Genomic DNA, 16,571 nt, shown 5'->3' on the forward strand with positions numbered 1-16,571 from the left:
AAGAGCGGAGAACGGTCCGGCCAGGAACCAGCCGACCAGAGGGACCGCCGACAACACCATTGTCACGACGGCATCGAAACCGGTGCCAGCTATGTACGGTCAAAACGAAAAAGCCCGCAATGCGGGCCTTTCGTACCGATCTTCACCGCACCAACCTGCGGCAAGACTGGTCGTTCAATCTGCAATCTGCTGCGGGGTCCGATTGCCCAAGGTCTCACGGCGCTCTGATGCCCGGACCAAAGGCTGATCCGTGAAGAAGACGAAGAAAACGTCCACAACCGAAATTATCCCGCGGGTCAGCGGCCAGATCGTCAGCGCCGCGATCGACGCTTCGGGTTGCTGCAGCAGCAGCAGCGTCGAAGATGAACCGATCGCCGTTACAAGGGCGAGACGGTCAATGATCCAATACAGTGGCATATCGTACTTCCCCTTCTTCATCAGCACGAAGTCTGCACTGCCCTTCCTCACAAGTATATTATTGTTTTTTATAGTTTTTATCAGCCCCCGGACCGTTGAAACCGGGGGCCGTTCTTACCTCGGGGCGGTTACTCTGCCACGGGTTCTTCTGCCGGTGCCTCCTCCTCTTCGACCGGAAGCGCGCGGGTGACACCGAGGGCCGAAGCCAGCTCATCGAGAAGATCCTCGGTGCGCTCGGGCGAGAGTTCCTTGTTGGATTCATCGACGATCCGCGCCTCGGAATCCGAGAGAAGATCGTCCAGTGCGGCCTGATCAGCCTCATCCTGAGCGCTTTCGGCCGCCGCGTCGGCAATGCTTTGTGCCGCCTCGACATCGGCGTCGTCGCAGTTTGCGCTGCACGACACCACGCCGCCCTCGACCGAATATTCCGGATCACCCTCGACCGTATCCGAATTCAGCATATCCTCGAGTTCCTGATCCGACACTTCCACCGGCTCACGCTCGCCCAGAAGCGAGTCGAGCGCGGCCTGTTCGTCCTCGGTCAGTTCCTCGCCCGCGGCAGCCTTTGCGGCCAACTGGTATTGCGACAGCGCACCGATCGTGCCGTTGAAGTTCTGGTTGCGGATATGCGCATCAAGTGCCGCCTGGTTCGCATTCTTGGCGTTCCACTTGCCCAACTCGCTCGGATGCAGCGGCTCACCCGGAACGGCGGAGGCAGCGGTCGTCTTCTTTACAATCTTGGTGGATTTGGCGGCAGTCTTGCGCTTTGCACTCTTCTTCGCACTACCGCCTTTGCCGCCAGCTTTGCCGACACTCTTGCCGTTGCCACCTTTGTCGGCGCTTTTGCCGCCTCCCTTTCCACCGCCGTTGCCACCACCATTGCCGTTCTTGGCATAGGCTGCATCGGGCATCGCCATTGCGGTTACGAATGCCACCGCCCCGAGCGAGGCGACGGTGAAACAGGCGACTTTGAGCAGTTTCGCAGGTGTGAATGTCATTGGTGTCCTCATTACATTGCATTCGCCAAAGAGTGGGTTCAGAAACCCCAGCTTCGCAATTCGGCGACAACGGCTGACGAATCGGATCATCGTTGCCCAAAAGAGGACCACATTGGCATTGAACCGGATGACAACACCCTATTCATGCCCCATTCACTGCGTATTTGTTACGGGATGAACATGAAACAACGCATGCTTGCAGTGGGTCTTATTGCCCTGACTCTGACGCCCCTTCCGGCGCAGACTGCTGGTGTGCGCGAACTCAGCCAGGCAGAGCTGCGTCAAAGTGTGCAGGCCGGACAGAGCCAAAGCCTGAAGAACATTCTGCGATCTGTTGCAAGAACCGTCTCCGGCGAACCTGTGGATGTAAGGGCATTTGAATCCGACGGTGTCTACTATCATGTTTTGGTGATGCAGCCGAACGGCAAACTTGCCAGCGTTGTCGTCAATGCCGCGACGGGTCAGACCCTGCCCGGCGCATCCGCCAGCGCCAAGGCAGTGCGCCAGGCCGCGCGCACGAATCCGGGTGGTAAATCGAAGACCGGCGTGGGCAATTCCGGCAAGGCCAATCCGGGTCACGGCAATTCCGGCAACGGAAACGGAAACAGCGGCGGAAACAACAGCGGTGGAAACGGCGGTGGAAACGGCGGCGGCAACGGTGGTGGGAATGGCGGCGGCAATGGTGGTGGTAACGGTGGCGGTAACGGCAATAAGTAGTGTATCAATACCGCACTGATCTCAGACCTCGCCGGGACAAGCCATGCGTATACTGATTGCCGAAGACGAAACGGTTCTTTGCGACCAAATCAAACGGGCTCTGACCGCCGAGGGACAGGTTGTCGACGTTGTGCATGATGGCGAGGAGGCCGTCTTTCGCGGGTCCAACGAACCTTACGACGTGATCATTCTTGATATTGGCCTGCCCAAGAAAGACGGGCTGTCCGTGCTCAAGGAATGGCGTACCTTCAACGTGAACACGCCCGTTCTGATCCTGACCGCCCGGGATGGCTGGACCGACAGGGTGGATGGGCTTGATGCCGGTGCAGACGACTATCTGTCAAAACCGTTCCATATGGCGGAATTGTCGGCCCGCATCCGCGCCTTGCTGCGTCGCAAGTCCGGCGTCTCCAACCCTGTCTTCCGCAAGGACGACGTGGAGTTCGACACCCGCAACGGACGGGTCGCCAAGAGCGGCTTTCCCGTCGAACTGACCGCGCAGGAAAACGCCGTACTGTCCTACCTTTTTCACAATGCCGGGCGGCTGGTTTCCCGAACCGAGCTGTCGGACCACATCTATGAATATGACGGCGACCGTGATTCCAATACGATCGCGGTATTCATCACAAGGCTCAGAAAGAAACTTGGCGGCGACTTCATTCAGACGGTTCGCGGCCGCGGCTACATGATCGATACCGATTGATGCGCTCACTACGGCAGCGCGCGATCATCGGCGGACTGCTCTGGGCCGGTTTGATCGTCGCCATCGGCGGCGTTGCGCTCTTTTACTTCTTCGATGCCTTGACCCTGCGGCGTTTTGATACGGCGTTGCGGGAACGCTATCTTCAGGTCGTGTCGGCCCTTGGCAACAGCGGCGGCGATTCCGATCTTATGAACGAACTGCTGACGGATCCGGCCTATCAACGCACCTATTCTGGGCGCTACTGGCAGGTCATTGCGGCCGACGGTACCGCTGTCGTTTCGCGGTCGCTGTTCGATGCGTTGCTCGACCATCCTCCGGCGGCGACCGAAGAACCCGGATATTGGATCGGGCCGGGTCCCGAGAGTAATCTTCGTGGAATTTCCAGCATGGTCGAACTTGACGACGGCTCTGTGTGGACCGTCGCGGTGGCCGAGTCGCTCGAGGCGCTGAATTCCGAGCGGAACCAGATCCGGCAAAGCCTGCTGACCACCTTTGCGTTCATAGGTGCCCTCGGTGTTGTCGGCGCAATGTTGCAGATGTCGGCCGTAATCCGTCCCCTCAACAAGCTGCGCAACGATGTGGCGCACCGCTGGGACAGCAACGATACTCTGGACCCGGCCGATTACCCCGAGGAAGTCGCGCCGCTTGTCACCGATATCAACACGCTCCTGCACCGCAACCGCGAGATCGTAGAACGCGGCCGCAGGCAGGCGGCGGACCTCGCGCATGCACTCAGAACCCCCACGGCGATCCTGCGCAATGAACTCGACGCGCTGACCAGTCAGGGGCGTGATCTTGACCGCGCAAAGGAAGCGCTCGACCGCGTGGATGCGCAATTGCAGCGCTCGCTTGCCCGCATCCGCGCCGAGAATACCGGTGCGACGACAAAGACGCATACCCGGCTCTCCAAATCAGTGGATCGCCTGGCGCGCCTCTTCCGCTCGATGCCCAACGCAAGGAACAAGTCCCTGAAAGTTGACCTCTCGGACCGCATCCATATCCCCATGGATGCGCAGGACCTCGAAGAAATTCTCGGCAACACGCTGGAGAATGCGTTCAAATGGGCACGAAAAGCGGTTCGCGTCATCGGCGGCGAGTCGCCCGATGACATATGGTTCGCGATCGAGGATGACGGCCCCGGCATCCCCGAGGAAAGCCGGCGCGAAGCGCTGCGTTCGGGCGGACGTCTCGATACCTCGATGCCGGGTACGGGGCTCGGCCTCGCCATCGCTGCCGACCTGATGCACGCCTATGGCGGCCGCATCGCGCTGTCGCAGTCCGAAGATCTGGGCGGCCTGCGGGTCACATTCTCGGTCCCCGCCCGCCGCGGTCTTGGCGCGTCCGAAGCCGAGTAATCCGTCAGTATCAGAACCATCTGCCCGCAGTGGTCTGCAATCTAAGTATAGTACCATTTGGCGGAAGCGGTGGGATTCGAACCCACGAACGAGTCTCCCCGTCGCTGGTTTTCAAGACCAGTGCCTTCAACCACTCGGCCACGCTTCCGGCAAACTGGCCTTATCCTGCCGATCGCGATTCTGAAAGACGTACATGGCTGATTTCCGCAACAAGGCCCGGCGCAGCCTTTTCTTGAAGGTGCCGAACCGCTACAATAAACAATCAGGCGCGGAACACCGCATGTTCTTGGGGTAATACGACCGATTTGATCCGAGTCAGGGGGTCGGTTGCCGTACAAAAAAATTAGGCAGACAAGCACGACACACAGCGCGTGCAAAATCGGGGGCGAGCATGAATAGGCAGGGATTGGCGTGGCTCGGGGCGGCGTTGCTTTCGCTTGCGCTTGGCGGGTGCCAGCAGACCGGATCATCGGCGCAATCCTCCGGACCAGCAACCGGGCAGCCGGCCGGTGGGGCGATTGCCGTCGGTGCCGAGGTAGAAGCCCCCGATGTCTTCCAACTGACGGCCAAGGGCCTCTGGGACGGACGCCCCTCGCTTGGCGGGGTCTGGGTTGCCCATGCCGATGTTACCGATCCGGAACGTGTCGTCATTCGCAACGCGGCGAACGGCAAATCTATCACCGGCGCGCTGTTCCGGCGTGAACGCGACAATCCGGGCCCCAGCATTCAGGTTTCCTCGGATGCGGCGGGTGAACTTGGCATGTTGGCGGGCCAGCCCGCCGAACTCAGCATAGTGGCCCTGCGGCGCAAAGAGGTAGAGCTGCCGCCTCCGCCCGAAGCCGAACAATCAGGCGAACCGGAAGCCGAGGTCCAGGCCGCCACTGTCGATTCCGCCCCGGAAACTGCGCCTGCCGCAGCCCCGGCAGCGGCCGCTCCGGCGGCCGAACTCGCTGCCGAAACCCCGTCCGAACCCGCCACTGAAGCCCCCGTGGCCGAGCCCGCACCGAAGAAGAAGTCGGGTGGCCTCTTCGGGTTCCTGCGCAAGAAACCGAAAGCCGATCCCGCGCTCGACGCACCGGTGACCGGCGGCATTACCTCCGGCCAGATCGAACAGGCCCCGCTCGACCCGATCGCGGGCGCGGCAGCCGCCATCGACCGCGCCGAGGCGGGCGAACCGCTCAGCGCCACCGCCCCGGCGGCGACGCTGAAACGTTCCTACATCCAGATCGCCACCTTCACCGCCGAGGCCAATGCCAACAAGGCGGCGGACAAGGCGAAGGCCGCCGGTCTGACGGCCACGATCATCCGTGAACAGGGCAACGAAAAACCCTATTGGCGCGTTCTCATCGGCCCCGCAGCCTCGGTGGCCGAACGCGACGCGCTGCTCGCCCGGGTCAAGGAAGCCGGCTTTGCCGACGCCTATCCCGTGACGCAATAAGCAAAGTACTGAGGTCTCAGATGTTCCGCCACCTCGCCGCGCTCCTCCTCGGGCTCGTTATCGCCATTCCGGCCCATGCGTTCGACACCCGCGCGCAGGCAGCCTGGGTCTATGACATGACGACCGGAACGGTTCTCCTGGAAAAGAACGCGGACGCCCCCCTGCCGCCCGCTTCGATGTCAAAACTGATGACGCTGAACATGCTCTTTGAGGCGCTCAAGGACGGACGGGCCAGAATGGACACGACATTCTCCGTCTCGACCAAGGCCTGGCAGATGGGCGGGTCGAAGATGTTCGTGAAACCGGATGACCGTCCCACCGTCGAAGAGCTGATCCACGGCATCATCATCAACTCGGGCAACGACGCCTGCGTCGTGGTCGCGGAAGGCCTCGCCGGTTCCGAGGAAAACTTCGCCAAGCTGATGACTCAACGCGCCAAGGATCTTGGCATGACCCAGTCGACCTTTGCGAATGCGTCGGGCTGGCCTGATCCCAGTCAGCGCATGAGCCCGCGCGACCTCGGCTTCATAGCCACGCGCCTGATCACCGAGTTTCCCGATTTCTATCCGTATTTCGCGATGACGGACTACAACTACAAGGATCGGGTTCCCGCCAATTCGCGCAACCGCAACCCGCTGTTGCGCACCAGCGGCAGCGGCGACTGGACGGCGGACGGGCTCAAGACCGGCCATACGTCCGAGGCGGGCTATGGCCTCGTCGGCTCGGCCGTACATCAGAACGGCCGTCGCATCGTCTTCGTCCTCACCGGCATGGCAAGCGAGGCCGAGCGTGCGCAGGAGGCCGAGGCGATCGCCAACTGGGCCTTTCGCGAATTCGTTCAGAAGACCGTCGCCCAGAAAGGCACCCGCATCGCCGAGGCCGATGTCTGGTTGGGTGAGGCGACGAAAGTCGGTCTTGTCGTCAGCGATGATGTCGAATTGCTGCTGCCGTCGCTCGCACAGGAAACGCTGAAAGCGAATGTGATTTTTTCCAGCCCGATCGAGGCGCCGATCGAGGACGGCCAGAAGCTGGCCGAGATGCAGATCGACATCCCGGGCATTCCGATGGTGACCGTTCCGCTTGTGGCGGAGCAGGCCGTACCGAAGGGCGGCTTCACCAGCCGGTTGCGCACCGCCTTCGGCATCCTTGCCAAGCGCGTGATGGCCGAAGTCGCAGAGATGCAAAGCTGACCGGCGGCATGTTCATCACCTTTGAAGGGATCGACGGGTCCGGCAAATCGACCCAGGCGCGGATGCTGGCCGATCACCTGCGGTCAGCCGGTCGTGATGTCGTCCTGACCCGCGAACCGGGCGGCTCTCCCGGTGCCGAAGAAATCCGGCGTCTGGTGCTGGAGGGTGACCCCGACCGCTGGTCGGCCGAGACGGAAATCCTCCTTTTCACCGCCGCCCGCCGCGACCATCTGGAGCGGGTGATCGAGCCTGCGCTGAAGGCGGGCAAGGTCGTCATCTCCGATCGCTTTGCCGACAGCACCCGCATGTATCAGGGTCTCTCGCGCGGCGATCTGCGCGGCACGGTGGACCGGCTGCACCAGATGATGATCGGCCGCGAACCCGATCTGACCTTCATCATCGACATGGACCCCGAGGTCGGCCTCGCCCGCGCCAAGGGCCGCAACGGAACCGAAGAACGGTTCGAGGATTTCGGTGCTGACCTGCAGACCCGTATGCGCGAAGGGTTCCTGTCGCTTGCGGCCGAATTCCCCTTCCGCTGCCGCGTTATCGACGGCAACCGCCCGCCAGAAACCGTCGCCGGGGAGGTCGCCGCCATCGCCGAAAGGGCGCTGGCATGAGCGACGAGGGCTATCCAGAACCCGACCGGGTCGAAGGTGCACCGCATCCGCGCGACACGGCCCGGCTGATCGGGCAGGACACCGCCCAAGCCACCTTTCTGGACGCATACGACTCGGGCAGGCTCCACCACGCCTGGCTCCTGACCGGCCCGCGTGGGGTCGGCAAGGCGACACTCGCCTGGCGCATCGCCCGTTTCCTTCTGGCCACGCCAGAAGACGACGGCGGCGGCCTTTTCGGCGACCCGACCCCGGCGCCGGCATCGCTCGACATCGCCTCCGACCACCCGGTCGCCCGCCGCATCCATGCCGGTTCCGAACCACGGCTCTTTCCACTTCGCCGTGCCTGGGACGACGACAAGAAGCGGCTCAAGACCGTCATCACTGTGGACGAAGTCCGGCGGATGAAAAGCTTCCTGCACCTCTCCGCCACCGATGGCGGCCGCCGCGCCGTCATCGTCGATCCGGCGGATGAGATGAACACCGCCGCAGCCAATGCACTTCTGAAGATGCTGGAAGAACCGCCCCACGGCGTCACCTTCCTGCTGATCTCGCACCAGCCGTCGCGCCTTCTGCCGACGATCCGCTCGCGCTGCCGCGAACTGCGGCTCACCACGCTCAACCCCGACGCCCTCACCGAAGCCATGACCGCCGCCGGGGCCGATGCGGGCAACGGCGCGGCCCTTGCAACCCTTGCCGGCGGCTCCGTCGGCGAGGCGATACGGCTGACCAATCTCGACGGGCTCGACACCTACGCCGCCATCGTCCGGCTATTCTCGACGCTTCCGCGCCTCGACCGGCCGCAGGCCCTGAAACTCGCCGACAGCGCCGCGCAACGCGGGGCCGAGGAAAAGCTCTCGCTCCTCCTCGACCTCATGGACCTCTTCCTCGCCCGCCTCGCCCGCACGGGCGCAACCGGCACGACCGGGCTAGAGGCCGCGCCCGGCGAAGCCCAGCTTCTGTCCCTCCTCGCCCCCCATGCCGCAGCAGGCCGTCGCTGGGCTGAGCTCAGCCAAAGCCTCGGCGCGCGGGCCCGCCACGGCCGCGCCGTCAATCTCGACCCCGCCGCGTTGATCCTCGACATGGTGCTGAAGATCGACGAGGCCGCGCGCGATACCCTCTCCGCTTAGGCCAAACACCGACCCGGAGCGCCTCCCCTCCCCCTCGTGGGGAGGGGATGGGGGTGGGGGCACCCGCCCTACCATTTCCGCACGTCCCCGCATTCCCCTCGGCTGAAAAACGCGCTAAAGGCAGGCCATGACCAGACCCGCGCTCATCACCGACAGCCACTGCCATCTCGACTTCCCCGATTTCGCCGGGGAACTGCACGATATCATCGCCCGCGCCAACGCGGCAGGCGTCCATCGCATGGTGACGATATGCACGCGGCTGAAGAACGAACCGCAGGTCCGCGCCATTGCGGAAACCCATGCCAATGTCTTCTATGCGGCAGGCACCCATCCGATGAGCGCGGCGGAAGAACCGATGGCCACGGTGGATGACCTTGTCGCGCTGGCCCGTCACCCGAAATTCGTCGGTATCGGCGAAACCGGGCTCGACTACCACTACACCGCCGACAGCGCCGAGGTGCAGCAGCAGTCACTCCGCATCCATATCGCGGCCGCGCGTGAAACCGGCCTGCCGCTCATCATCCATGCCCGCGCGGCGGATGAGAATATGGCCCGCATCCTGACCGAGGAATACCGGAACGGTGCTTACGCTTGCGTCATGCACTGCTATTCCTCGGGCCCCGATCTGGCCCGCGCGGCGCTGGACCTCGGCTTTTACCTCTCCATGTCCGGTATCGCTGCCTTCCCGAAAAGCCAGGAACTGCGCGACATCTTCGCGAACGCCCCAGTCGACCGCATCCTTGTCGAAACAGACGCGCCCTACCTGGCCCCGCCACCGCATCGCGGGCGGCGCAACGAACCGGCCTATACCGCCCATACGGCCAAAGTGGGCGCGGAGATCTTCGGCCTCAGCTATGAGGACTTCGCGGCCCGGACCGAGGCCAATTTCGACCGGCTCTTTACCAAGGCGGCGGCTGCCGCAAAGGCGGCCTGACATGGCGCTCATGCGCTTCACCATCCTTGGCTGCGGGTCGTCCGGCGGCGTGCCGCGCATCGGCGGGCTCTGGGGCGATTGCGACCCTGAAAACCCGAAGAACCGGCGGACCCGCTGTTCCATGCTGGTTGAACGGATCGGAGAAGAGGGCATCACCCGCGTCCTCATCGACACCTCGCCCGACATGCGCGAGCAGCTTCTGAAGACGGAGATCGACCATCTCGACGCCGTCCTCTACACCCATTCCCATGCAGATCATGTGAATGGGCTCGATGACCTGCGCCAGCTCGTCTTCCTCAACCGCCGCAAAGTTCCGGTCTGGGCGGACGCGCCGACGCAAGAGGCGCTGATGTCGCGCTTCGCGTACGCGTTCGTGCAGCCCGAGGGCTCCTCCTATCCGCCGATCTGCGATCTGCACACGATAAGGGGCGTGGTCCATATCGACGGGCCCGGCGGGCGGATCACATTCGACCCGTTCGAGGTCGATCACGGCGATATCGACGCTTTGGGTTTCCGCATCGGCTGCCTTGTCTATCTACCCGATGTTCTGACGATCCCGGACCCGGTCTGGGACAGTCACTTGAAGAACCTCGACTGTTTCATCGTGGACGCGCTCCGGCGCAAGCCGCACCCGACCCATGCCCATCTGGCCCTCACGCTGGAATGGCTGGCGCGCGCCCGGCCGAAACACGGCGTCCTGACGAACATGCATATTGACCTCGACCACGCCACGGTGGAGACCGAGACCCCCGACCATATCAGCGCCGCCTATGACGGGATGGTGCTGGAATACGAGGTTTAGGTCCCGGTGCCCGGCCTGCCGATCCAGACACTTCTGGAAGTCACGCTGCCGGTCTTTCTGGTCATCGGGTTCGGCTATCTCGCCGTCAGGTTCAGGACCTTCAGCGATGCGGGCGTGGATGGGTTGATGAAGTTCACCCAGAACTTCGCGATCCCCTGCCTTCTCTTCCGCGCCATCTCGACGCTTGACCTCGACCAGACCTTTCAGTGGCCCCTGCTGGTATCGTTCTACACCGGCGCCACGACGGGCTTCTTCGTCGGTCTTCTGGGCGCAAGGTTCCTTTTCGGCCGCCCATGGACCGACGCGGTGGCCATCGGCTTCTGCTGTCTCTTCTCCAACTCGCTACTCTTGGGCCTGCCGATCACCGAACGCGCCTATGGGTCGGATGCGCTGGCCGCGAACTATGCGATCATCGCCCTGCACTCACCCTTCTGCTACGCGCTCGGCATCACCGCGATGGAGATCGCCCGGCATGGCGGCGCCGGGGTCATTACCACCGTCAAGGCCGTGGTCGCCGCGATGGTCAAGAACGCGCTGGTGATCGGCATCGCGCTCGGCTTCGCGGTCAACCTGTCCGGCACCACCCTGCCCGGTGTCCTGACCGAGGCCATCGACCTGATGATCCGCGCCGCCCTGCCCGCCGCCTTGTTCGGGCTTGGCGGGGTGCTGGTGCGTTACCGGCCCGAGGGCGACCTTTTGACCGTTCTCTTCGTCTGCGCCGTGGGTCTGGTCCTGCACCCGACGATCACCTGGACACTGGGACAATCGCTCGGCCTCGCGCAGGCTCCGTTCCGCTCGGCCGTTGTCACGGCCGCGATGGCGCCCGGGGTCAACGCCTATGTCTTCGCCAATATGTACGGCGTCGGCAAACGGGTGGCAGCAACGGCCGTCCTCTTCGCCACCGCGCTTTCGGTCGTGACCGTCTCGGTCTGGCTCAGCCTGCTCGGCTGACCCGATGTCGGATCTGAGCCCGGAGCAGACGTCCGGGCAAAAAGAGGAATGACCAGGTCAGCTACCTGAGGCCGGCCATCTTGAGCCCCTGAAACAGCAACTCTCGGTCCTTAGGCCCTTCAAAGCGTGTATCGCGCGCAAATCGCGCAATTGTCAGGCCGGGATTGAGCGTCAGGAGTTCCTTGGCGATCCGGCGCGATTCCTTCTCACGCCCGATGTGCGCAAGGGAGGCCGCCAGAACGCGATGACAGACCGAATATTCAGGCGCGACCGCATGGGCCCGGTAGCCATCGCGGACAGCACCTTCGAAATCGCGCTGATAAAGCAACGCGAAGGCGCGCCCGGTGCGCATGCGGAAAGAGAACTCATCGATCGGACAGAGCGTGAGCGCCCGGTCGAAATGCTCCAACGCCTCGGCAGAGCGGCCGGTATACAGCAAGAGCCATGCAAGGTGATCATGGGCACGAGCCGAACTTGGGTTGATGGCCAGTGCGCGGCGAACATAGTCTATGCCTGTGTCCGGATGCCGGTCGAAGTAACCGAGAGCATATCCACCCATCGCAAGCGCGTCACAATCGAAGGCGCCCTCGGTCACGGCCATCCGGCTTCGCTGCAGTTCCACCCGAGGGTCTACGCGCTGACCCTGAGGCAGGAGGAGTGTAGCGATCCATGCCCGCATGCCATACGCCGCACCGTAGCTAGGATATGCCGAAATCGCCTTATCGAGTTCGATGCAGGCTGCGCGCATAGAAGGCAGATCCATCACCCTTAAGAGATCCTGCGCGCGCAGATAATGGTCGAAGGCCGTGAGGTTTCCATGTCGCGCTTCGCTTCGCTGGAGCTCCACGCTTCTGAGACGCGGCTCGACTTCCCCAAGAATGATTTCTGCCATGCTATCCTGCAGACCAAAGATATCACCTCGCGGGGCATCGAATCTGCCTGACCACATCTGACGGCTTGCGTCCGAACTGATCAAACGAAGGTCGAGTCTGAGGTGCTCAGCAGTGGCGTGCAGCGTCCCGAGCACGAGATAGCCGACCTTGAGCCGCGCCGCGACGTCCTTGGGTGCGAGACCGGCGAGCGCCGATGCGAAGGAGGCAGTCGTGTCGCAAACGTCGAACCAGCCGGCCTGGCCGAGCGATGCTGCAAGTTGCTCGGCCAAGCCTCGCGCAAGATGTTCACTCGCCCCTTCTCCATTGGTCAGAAGGAACGGCAGGACGGCTAGGGCAGGCCGGCCGGAGGTGTCGCCCTCGATCGTCACATCGCCCACGAACTTGAAGCCTTGCCGCGAATGCGTGGCGATGAAGGACTGACGCCGACCGTCATCACCGAGGGCCTTTCGGGCTGCATTGATACGTGAAGCGATTGTCGCATCGGACACGATCCTTCCCTTCCAAACCCGCGCGATCAACTCGTCCTTGCCGACGACGCGACTGCGGTTCTCGACCAGATAAAGAATGAGGTCGAAGACCTGTGGCTCGACGTGGAGCTCTTCGCTGCCCAGCGAGAGGCTGCGCGCCCCAACTTCAAGTGCCCCGTTCTGGAACAGATACTTCATCGCAAGCGCGTCTTTGCAATCATCACGCAAGAGAGAAGCACGAATCTAAAGAAATTCTAAATGAAAACTCCAAGTATTCGAGGCGGCACTCATCAGACTGAAATCTGGAGGGCAGCCGGATTGTCCGGCCCCGCAGACCTGGAGGTCACCATGTTTCGGAAAAATTCCACACCGCTTTCCCTCGCCGCCATTTCCATTCTTGTCCTGCCGCAGGTTGCTCTGGCGGAATGCCGTCCAGTGGCTGGAACGATCGACGCCACCGTCGTCGGGGGCGAACCTGTCAATGTGCTCGGCAATGTCAGCGGCGATCTAGCCGGATCCACGCGGGCGGTGCTGACCGGTCAGTCGGAAGACGATGATGGGAAGATCAACCTGACGCTCGCGCATGATTTTGTCACCCATGGGCGCAGTTCACTTAAGACGAGCGACGCCGCAGTTTGGACGCCTATTCCCGGGCAGAACGGCGTCTTCCATATGGCGACCAATTATACGATCGAAGGCGGCACAGGCACATTCGCCGGCGCCACGGGCTCGCTGAAGAATGACGGTGTGGCTGACGCCAACACAGGCCTGGTCACCCTTCGCTATTACGGAGAAATCTGCAGGGACTGAGCCACTTCGTTACAAAGCACGGTCGCAGTCCAGAGGATTGCAAACAAGAAATCCCGTGGCGCAGCTGTCGCCACGGGCACTTTTTGCATAGGCCCAGCGGGGCCCGAGTGTCTGCTTCGTCCGCAAAGTGAACTTTGCGCATGATGTGATCTCCATCCAACACACTCCGCCCGAAACGATACACGCCGGGGTTAACCCGGCGTGCGCTCTTGCCATACGTTTTGCCGACGGAAGGCCGACGCCCCGCCGACCTGGGTCAGACGGCATCAGGTCGGGCTCATCCCCCTCAGCCGTTCCGACCGGCGGCGCAGCAGTTCGACCGTGGTCAGAAGGATGATCGAGAAGGTCACAAGCACCGTGGCGACCGCGAGGATCGTGGGCGAGATCTGTTCGCGGAGCCCCGTGAACATCTGCCAGGGCAGCGTCTTCTGGCTCGCCGAACCGACGAAAAGCACTACCACAACCTCGTCAAACGAAGTGATGAAGGCAAAGAGGCCGCCCGAGATGACGCCCGGCAGGATGAGCGGCATCTGCACCTTGAAGAAGGTGCGGACCGGTCCCGCCCCCATATTCGCCGCAGCCCGCGTCAGCGAGCGGTCAAAGCCCACGAGCGTCGCCGTTACCGTGATGATGACAAAGGGAATACCCAGCACTGCATGGGCAAGGACCACCTTCACATAACCGATGAAATCCTGGCTCAGGCCCAAATTGCCTTCCATCCAGTTGCCGAGCTTGGAGTAGAAGAAGAACATGCCGGTGGCCGAGATGATCAGCGGCACGATCATCGGCGAAATCAGGATCGCCATGATCGCCCGGCGGCCCGGCACATGGCTCTGGGAAAGGCCGATCGCGGCCAGCGTTCCCAGCGACACCGAGATGATCGTGGCCAGCGGCGCGATGATGAACGAGTTTTTCAGCGGCCGGGTCCAGTCAGGATTGTTAAAGAAATCGCGGTAGTGTTTCAGCGAATAGCCCTCGGGGTCGAAGGCCAGCATCTCGGGCGTGAAGGTAAAGAAGTCCTGCGCGTTGAAGCTCAGCGGCAATACCACAACGATTGGAGCGATCAGGAAGAAGAAGATCAGCCCGCAGATCAGCTTGAACGTATTGTGCCACAGCACATCGCCCGCCGTCGCATAGACCGGAACGGTGCTGCGGTAATCGCCGGTGGAAAGCCAATAGGCGAACCAGCTTACGATCAGGCCGATGATCACGCCCACTACCGCGCCGGAGACACCCGCCATGAGAAGCCCTGCAATCGCGGCCACAGCGGCGGTACCGAGCCGGCCGACGCGGCGGTCCGGCACGAAACTGGCCAAGACATAGCCGAGCGCCGCCGCAACGGCCGCCCCGGCGATCAGTCCCAGCAGGGGCTGACCGTTTGCGGTGCCGACGACATATCCCAGACACAGCCCGGCAACGGCCATGAGCGGAAGGGTAAAGCCAGTGAGGCTCGGCTTCGGAATTTCGGGATGACCGATGCTCATATCTCTTACCCCAGCTTCACGTTATCGATGCCGACGATCTTGTCGTAGACGTAGTAGAGCAGCAGCACCGCCCCGAGCAGGATCGACCCCAAGGCCGCCGCCAGACCCCAGTTCAGCGAGGACGAGATGTGGAAGGCGATCCGGTTCGAGATGAAGACACCCTGCGTACCACCAACGAGTTCCGGCGTGATGTAGTAGCCGATCGCGAGGATGTAGCACAGGATCGACCCCGCGCCGATGCCCGGCACCGATTGCGGGAAATAGACCCGCCAGAACGCGGTCCAGTTCGTCGCGCCAAGCGATTTTGCCGCGCGCAGATAGGTCGGTGGGATCGTCTTCATCACCGAGTAAAGCGGCAGGATCATGAAGGGCAGCAGAATATGCGTCATCGCCACGATCGTGCCGAACTGGTTGTTGATCAGAACCAATCGGCTGCCGTCATCGACGAGGCCAAGCCAGACGAGGATGTCGTTGATCACACCCTGTTGCTGCAACATCACCTTCCAGGCTGAGGTCCGAACCAGAAGCGAGGTCCAGAAGGGCAGGAGGACGAGGATCATCAGCACGTTCGCGGTCGAGGCGCGCAGGTTGGCGAGGATCCACGCCACCGGATAGCCGAGAACGAGACAGCAGAAGGTGATCAGCATCGACATCCAGATCGTGCGCCAGAAAAGCATCAGGTAGATCTGCTGCTGCTCCGGTCGTTGCTGAATGCCCTCGGGGCTCTTTTCGAGATCGACAGCGTTCAGGAAGTAACCCGGTGTGTAGCGCGCGGCATAGGATTGAATCGTCTGCCAGCTGTCGACTTCGCTCCATCCCTTGTCGATGTCGATGAAGGCATCCTTGTACGAAATCGGCTCAAAACCCGGAACCGCGGCGCCTGCCGCTTGCAGCAGCCCGGCTGACGCGCCGTTCACCGCAGACAGCGATTCGGGGGATGCGGTAGCAAGGTCCTGTTCCAGCGCGGTGTAGAGGACTGGCCAAGGCTTGGTCTCAACCGCGCTTTTCTTGTTTTCAGTCCGTGCGACCCTTGCGAAGGCCGTGTAGACATCGGAAGTCATCGGCAACGCAGAAGCAGCCTCGGCGCGGGGCGAGAAGCGCGGCTGGCGGCCATCGTCCTTCGACCATTCCGCCATATCGGCCAGCCAATCATCCGACCCCAGAAGTGCGGCCCAGGTCGCGCCGTCCTTCCAGGCCGGGTCAAGGTCGGTGAACCGTTTTGTTGACGCCTTGCCGATATCGTCGGCACCGCGTCCGGTCTTGCGGAACATCGAGGAGAGCCCCGGATTTTCGTAGTTCAGACGGGTGCCAAGCTTGGTATGGTTCTTTTCCTCGCTCGCGGCCTGAAAATCGACCGCCAGCGCGGCATAGACCGGCTCATCCGGCGTTTCTCCGGTTGAGGAATCCCAACTGGACAGCAGCCGGACGGTATGCGGAAGTGTATCCGAGACGATCTGGTTTTCCACCGACCGGAACAGCATGTCTGCGATCGGCACCACGAAGGTGACCAGCACGAAGATCAGGAGAGGCGCGATCAGCGCCAGTGCCCTGAGCTTCTGCCGCCTGAGTGCGCGGGCGAGGCTTTTCTTCAGCGGCGTGCCGTCGGCGGCCCGCATCGGACCCGTATCGGTAGTGTCGCTCATGTCTCCCCCGTCAGAGATTATT

Annotated in this window: 16 protein-coding genes and 1 tRNA gene; 11 read left to right on the top strand and 6 right to left on the bottom strand. The window is 62.4% G+C overall.

Translation table 11 applies throughout. The features are described 5' to 3' along the window. Nucleotides 1-174: 174 nt before the first annotated feature. Nucleotides 175-444: a hypothetical protein gene (locus QKW60_RS19180; protein ID WP_282371093.1), complete on the bottom strand. Its 270-nt coding sequence runs from the start codon at nt 442-444 to the stop codon at nt 175-177. Nucleotides 445-545: 101 nt separating this feature from the next. Then, a complete protein-coding gene (locus tag QKW60_RS19185; protein ID WP_282371094.1) occupies nt 546-1,415 on the bottom strand; it encodes a hypothetical protein in 870 nt (289 codons plus the stop codon). A gap of 180 nt (nt 1,416-1,595) precedes the next feature. Between QKW60_RS19185 and QKW60_RS19190 the strand changes: the two genes are divergently transcribed. Genes QKW60_RS19190 through QKW60_RS19200 form a run of 3 tightly spaced genes read left to right on the top strand, consistent with a single transcriptional unit; the run spans nt 1,596 to nt 4,190 of the window. Then, nucleotides 1,596-2,132 carry a PepSY domain-containing protein gene (locus QKW60_RS19190; protein ID WP_282371095.1) on the top strand — a complete coding sequence of 179 codons (537 nt, stop codon included), beginning with the start codon at nt 1,596-1,598 and terminating at the stop codon, nt 2,130-2,132. Nucleotides 2,133-2,175: 43 nt separating this feature from the next. Beyond that, the gene (locus tag QKW60_RS19195; protein WP_282371097.1) at nt 2,176-2,835 is read left to right on the top strand and encodes a response regulator transcription factor; all 660 of its coding nucleotides are present in this window, start codon (nt 2,176-2,178) and stop codon (nt 2,833-2,835) included. Beyond that, complete coding sequence (locus tag QKW60_RS19200; RefSeq protein ID WP_282371098.1) at nt 2,835-4,190, top strand: ATP-binding protein; 1,356 nt, start codon at nt 2,835-2,837, stop codon at nt 4,188-4,190. The genes QKW60_RS19195 and QKW60_RS19200 overlap by 1 nt, the downstream gene beginning before the upstream one ends. Nucleotides 4,191-4,248: 58 nt before the next feature. Here the strand turns inward: QKW60_RS19200 and QKW60_RS19205 are convergent. Beyond that, nucleotides 4,249-4,338 (bottom strand) — tRNA-Ser (locus QKW60_RS19205). Nucleotides 4,339-4,581: 243 nt separating this feature from the next. Here QKW60_RS19205 and QKW60_RS19210 point away from each other — a divergent pair. The 7 genes from QKW60_RS19210 (at nt 4,582) to QKW60_RS19240 (ending at nt 11,252) form a co-directional block, all read left to right on the top strand. After that, nucleotides 4,582-5,628 carry an SPOR domain-containing protein gene (locus QKW60_RS19210; protein ID WP_282371099.1) on the top strand — a complete coding sequence of 349 codons (1,047 nt, stop codon included), beginning with the start codon at nt 4,582-4,584 and terminating at the stop codon, nt 5,626-5,628. 20 nt (nt 5,629-5,648) lie between these two features. Beyond that, complete coding sequence (locus tag QKW60_RS19215) at nt 5,649-6,818, top strand: D-alanyl-D-alanine carboxypeptidase family protein (protein WP_282371101.1); 1,170 nt, start codon at nt 5,649-5,651, stop codon at nt 6,816-6,818. A gap of 8 nt (nt 6,819-6,826) precedes the next feature. Beyond that, the gene (tmk, locus tag QKW60_RS19220; RefSeq protein ID WP_282371102.1) at nt 6,827-7,438 is read left to right on the top strand and encodes a dTMP kinase; all 612 of its coding nucleotides are present in this window, start codon (nt 6,827-6,829) and stop codon (nt 7,436-7,438) included. Beyond that, the gene (locus tag QKW60_RS19225) at nt 7,435-8,565 is read left to right on the top strand and encodes a DNA polymerase III subunit delta' (RefSeq protein WP_282371104.1); all 1,131 of its coding nucleotides are present in this window, start codon (nt 7,435-7,437) and stop codon (nt 8,563-8,565) included. The genes tmk and QKW60_RS19225 overlap by 4 nt, the downstream gene beginning before the upstream one ends. A gap of 127 nt (nt 8,566-8,692) precedes the next feature. Next, the gene (locus QKW60_RS19230; RefSeq protein ID WP_282371106.1) at nt 8,693-9,499 is read left to right on the top strand and encodes a TatD family hydrolase; all 807 of its coding nucleotides are present in this window, start codon (nt 8,693-8,695) and stop codon (nt 9,497-9,499) included. Between the two features lies 1 nt (nt 9,500). After that, a complete protein-coding gene (locus QKW60_RS19235; protein WP_282371107.1) occupies nt 9,501-10,301 on the top strand; it encodes an MBL fold metallo-hydrolase in 801 nt (266 codons plus the stop codon). A 21-nt stretch (nt 10,302-10,322) separates the two neighbouring features. Then, entirely contained in the window at nt 10,323-11,252 is a 930-nt protein-coding gene (locus QKW60_RS19240) for an AEC family transporter (protein WP_282371220.1), read from the top strand. Nucleotides 11,253-11,313: 61 nt separating this feature from the next. Here QKW60_RS19240 and QKW60_RS19245 read toward each other — a convergent pair whose 3' ends face one another. Next, nucleotides 11,314-12,810: a winged helix-turn-helix domain-containing protein gene (locus QKW60_RS19245; RefSeq protein ID WP_282371108.1), complete on the bottom strand. Its 1,497-nt coding sequence runs from the start codon at nt 12,808-12,810 to the stop codon at nt 11,314-11,316. 60 nt (nt 12,811-12,870) lie between these two features. On the opposite strand from QKW60_RS19245, the gene QKW60_RS19250 reads away from it, so the two are divergent. After that, complete coding sequence (locus QKW60_RS19250; RefSeq protein ID WP_282371109.1) at nt 12,871-13,422, top strand: hypothetical protein; 552 nt, start codon at nt 12,871-12,873, stop codon at nt 13,420-13,422. 266 nt (nt 13,423-13,688) lie between these two features. Here QKW60_RS19250 and QKW60_RS19255 read toward each other — a convergent pair whose 3' ends face one another. Both QKW60_RS19255 and QKW60_RS19260 read right to left on the bottom strand, forming a co-directional pair. Continuing rightward, nucleotides 13,689-14,906 carry an ABC transporter permease gene (locus QKW60_RS19255; RefSeq protein WP_282371110.1) on the bottom strand — a complete coding sequence of 406 codons (1,218 nt, stop codon included), beginning with the start codon at nt 14,904-14,906 and terminating at the stop codon, nt 13,689-13,691. 5 nt (nt 14,907-14,911) lie between these two features. Continuing rightward, nucleotides 14,912-16,549 (bottom strand): ABC transporter permease, encoded by a 1,638-nt coding sequence (locus QKW60_RS19260; RefSeq protein ID WP_282371111.1) that lies wholly within the window; start codon nt 16,547-16,549, stop codon nt 14,912-14,914. Nucleotides 16,550-16,571 lie beyond the last annotated feature (22 nt).

This window comes from Albidovulum aestuarii, from assembly GCF_029961185.1.
GTDB lineage: Bacteria > Pseudomonadota > Alphaproteobacteria > Rhodobacterales > Rhodobacteraceae > Albidovulum > Albidovulum aestuarii.

What these genes read in the sequence shown, in the direction of transcription:
- QKW60_RS19185 (WP_282371094.1), bottom strand. Translation starts at nt 1,415, where the DNA reads ATGACATTCACACCTGCGAAACTGCTCAAAGTCGCCTGTTTCACCGTC.
- QKW60_RS19190 (WP_282371095.1), top strand. Translation starts at nt 1,596, where the DNA reads ATGAAACAACGCATGCTTGCAGTGGGTCTTATTGCCCTGACTCTGACG.
- QKW60_RS19195 (WP_282371097.1), top strand. Translation starts at nt 2,176, where the DNA reads ATGCGTATACTGATTGCCGAAGACGAAACGGTTCTTTGCGACCAAATC.
- QKW60_RS19200 (WP_282371098.1), top strand. Translation starts at nt 2,835, where the DNA reads ATGCGCTCACTACGGCAGCGCGCGATCATCGGCGGACTGCTCTGGGCC.
- QKW60_RS19210 (WP_282371099.1), top strand. Translation starts at nt 4,582, where the DNA reads ATGAATAGGCAGGGATTGGCGTGGCTCGGGGCGGCGTTGCTTTCGCTT.
- QKW60_RS19215 (WP_282371101.1), top strand. Translation starts at nt 5,649, where the DNA reads ATGTTCCGCCACCTCGCCGCGCTCCTCCTCGGGCTCGTTATCGCCATT.
- tmk (WP_282371102.1), top strand. Translation starts at nt 6,827, where the DNA reads ATGTTCATCACCTTTGAAGGGATCGACGGGTCCGGCAAATCGACCCAG.
- QKW60_RS19225 (WP_282371104.1), top strand. Translation starts at nt 7,435, where the DNA reads ATGAGCGACGAGGGCTATCCAGAACCCGACCGGGTCGAAGGTGCACCG.
- QKW60_RS19230 (WP_282371106.1), top strand. Translation starts at nt 8,693, where the DNA reads ATGACCAGACCCGCGCTCATCACCGACAGCCACTGCCATCTCGACTTC.
- QKW60_RS19235 (WP_282371107.1), top strand. Translation starts at nt 9,501, where the DNA reads ATGGCGCTCATGCGCTTCACCATCCTTGGCTGCGGGTCGTCCGGCGGC.
- QKW60_RS19245 (WP_282371108.1), bottom strand. Translation starts at nt 12,810, where the DNA reads ATGAAGTATCTGTTCCAGAACGGGGCACTTGAAGTTGGGGCGCGCAGC.
- QKW60_RS19250 (WP_282371109.1), top strand. Translation starts at nt 12,871, where the DNA reads ATGAAAACTCCAAGTATTCGAGGCGGCACTCATCAGACTGAAATCTGG.
- QKW60_RS19255 (WP_282371110.1), bottom strand. Translation starts at nt 14,906, where the DNA reads ATGAGCATCGGTCATCCCGAAATTCCGAAGCCGAGCCTCACTGGCTTT.
- QKW60_RS19260 (WP_282371111.1), bottom strand. Translation starts at nt 16,549, where the DNA reads ATGAGCGACACTACCGATACGGGTCCGATGCGGGCCGCCGACGGCACG.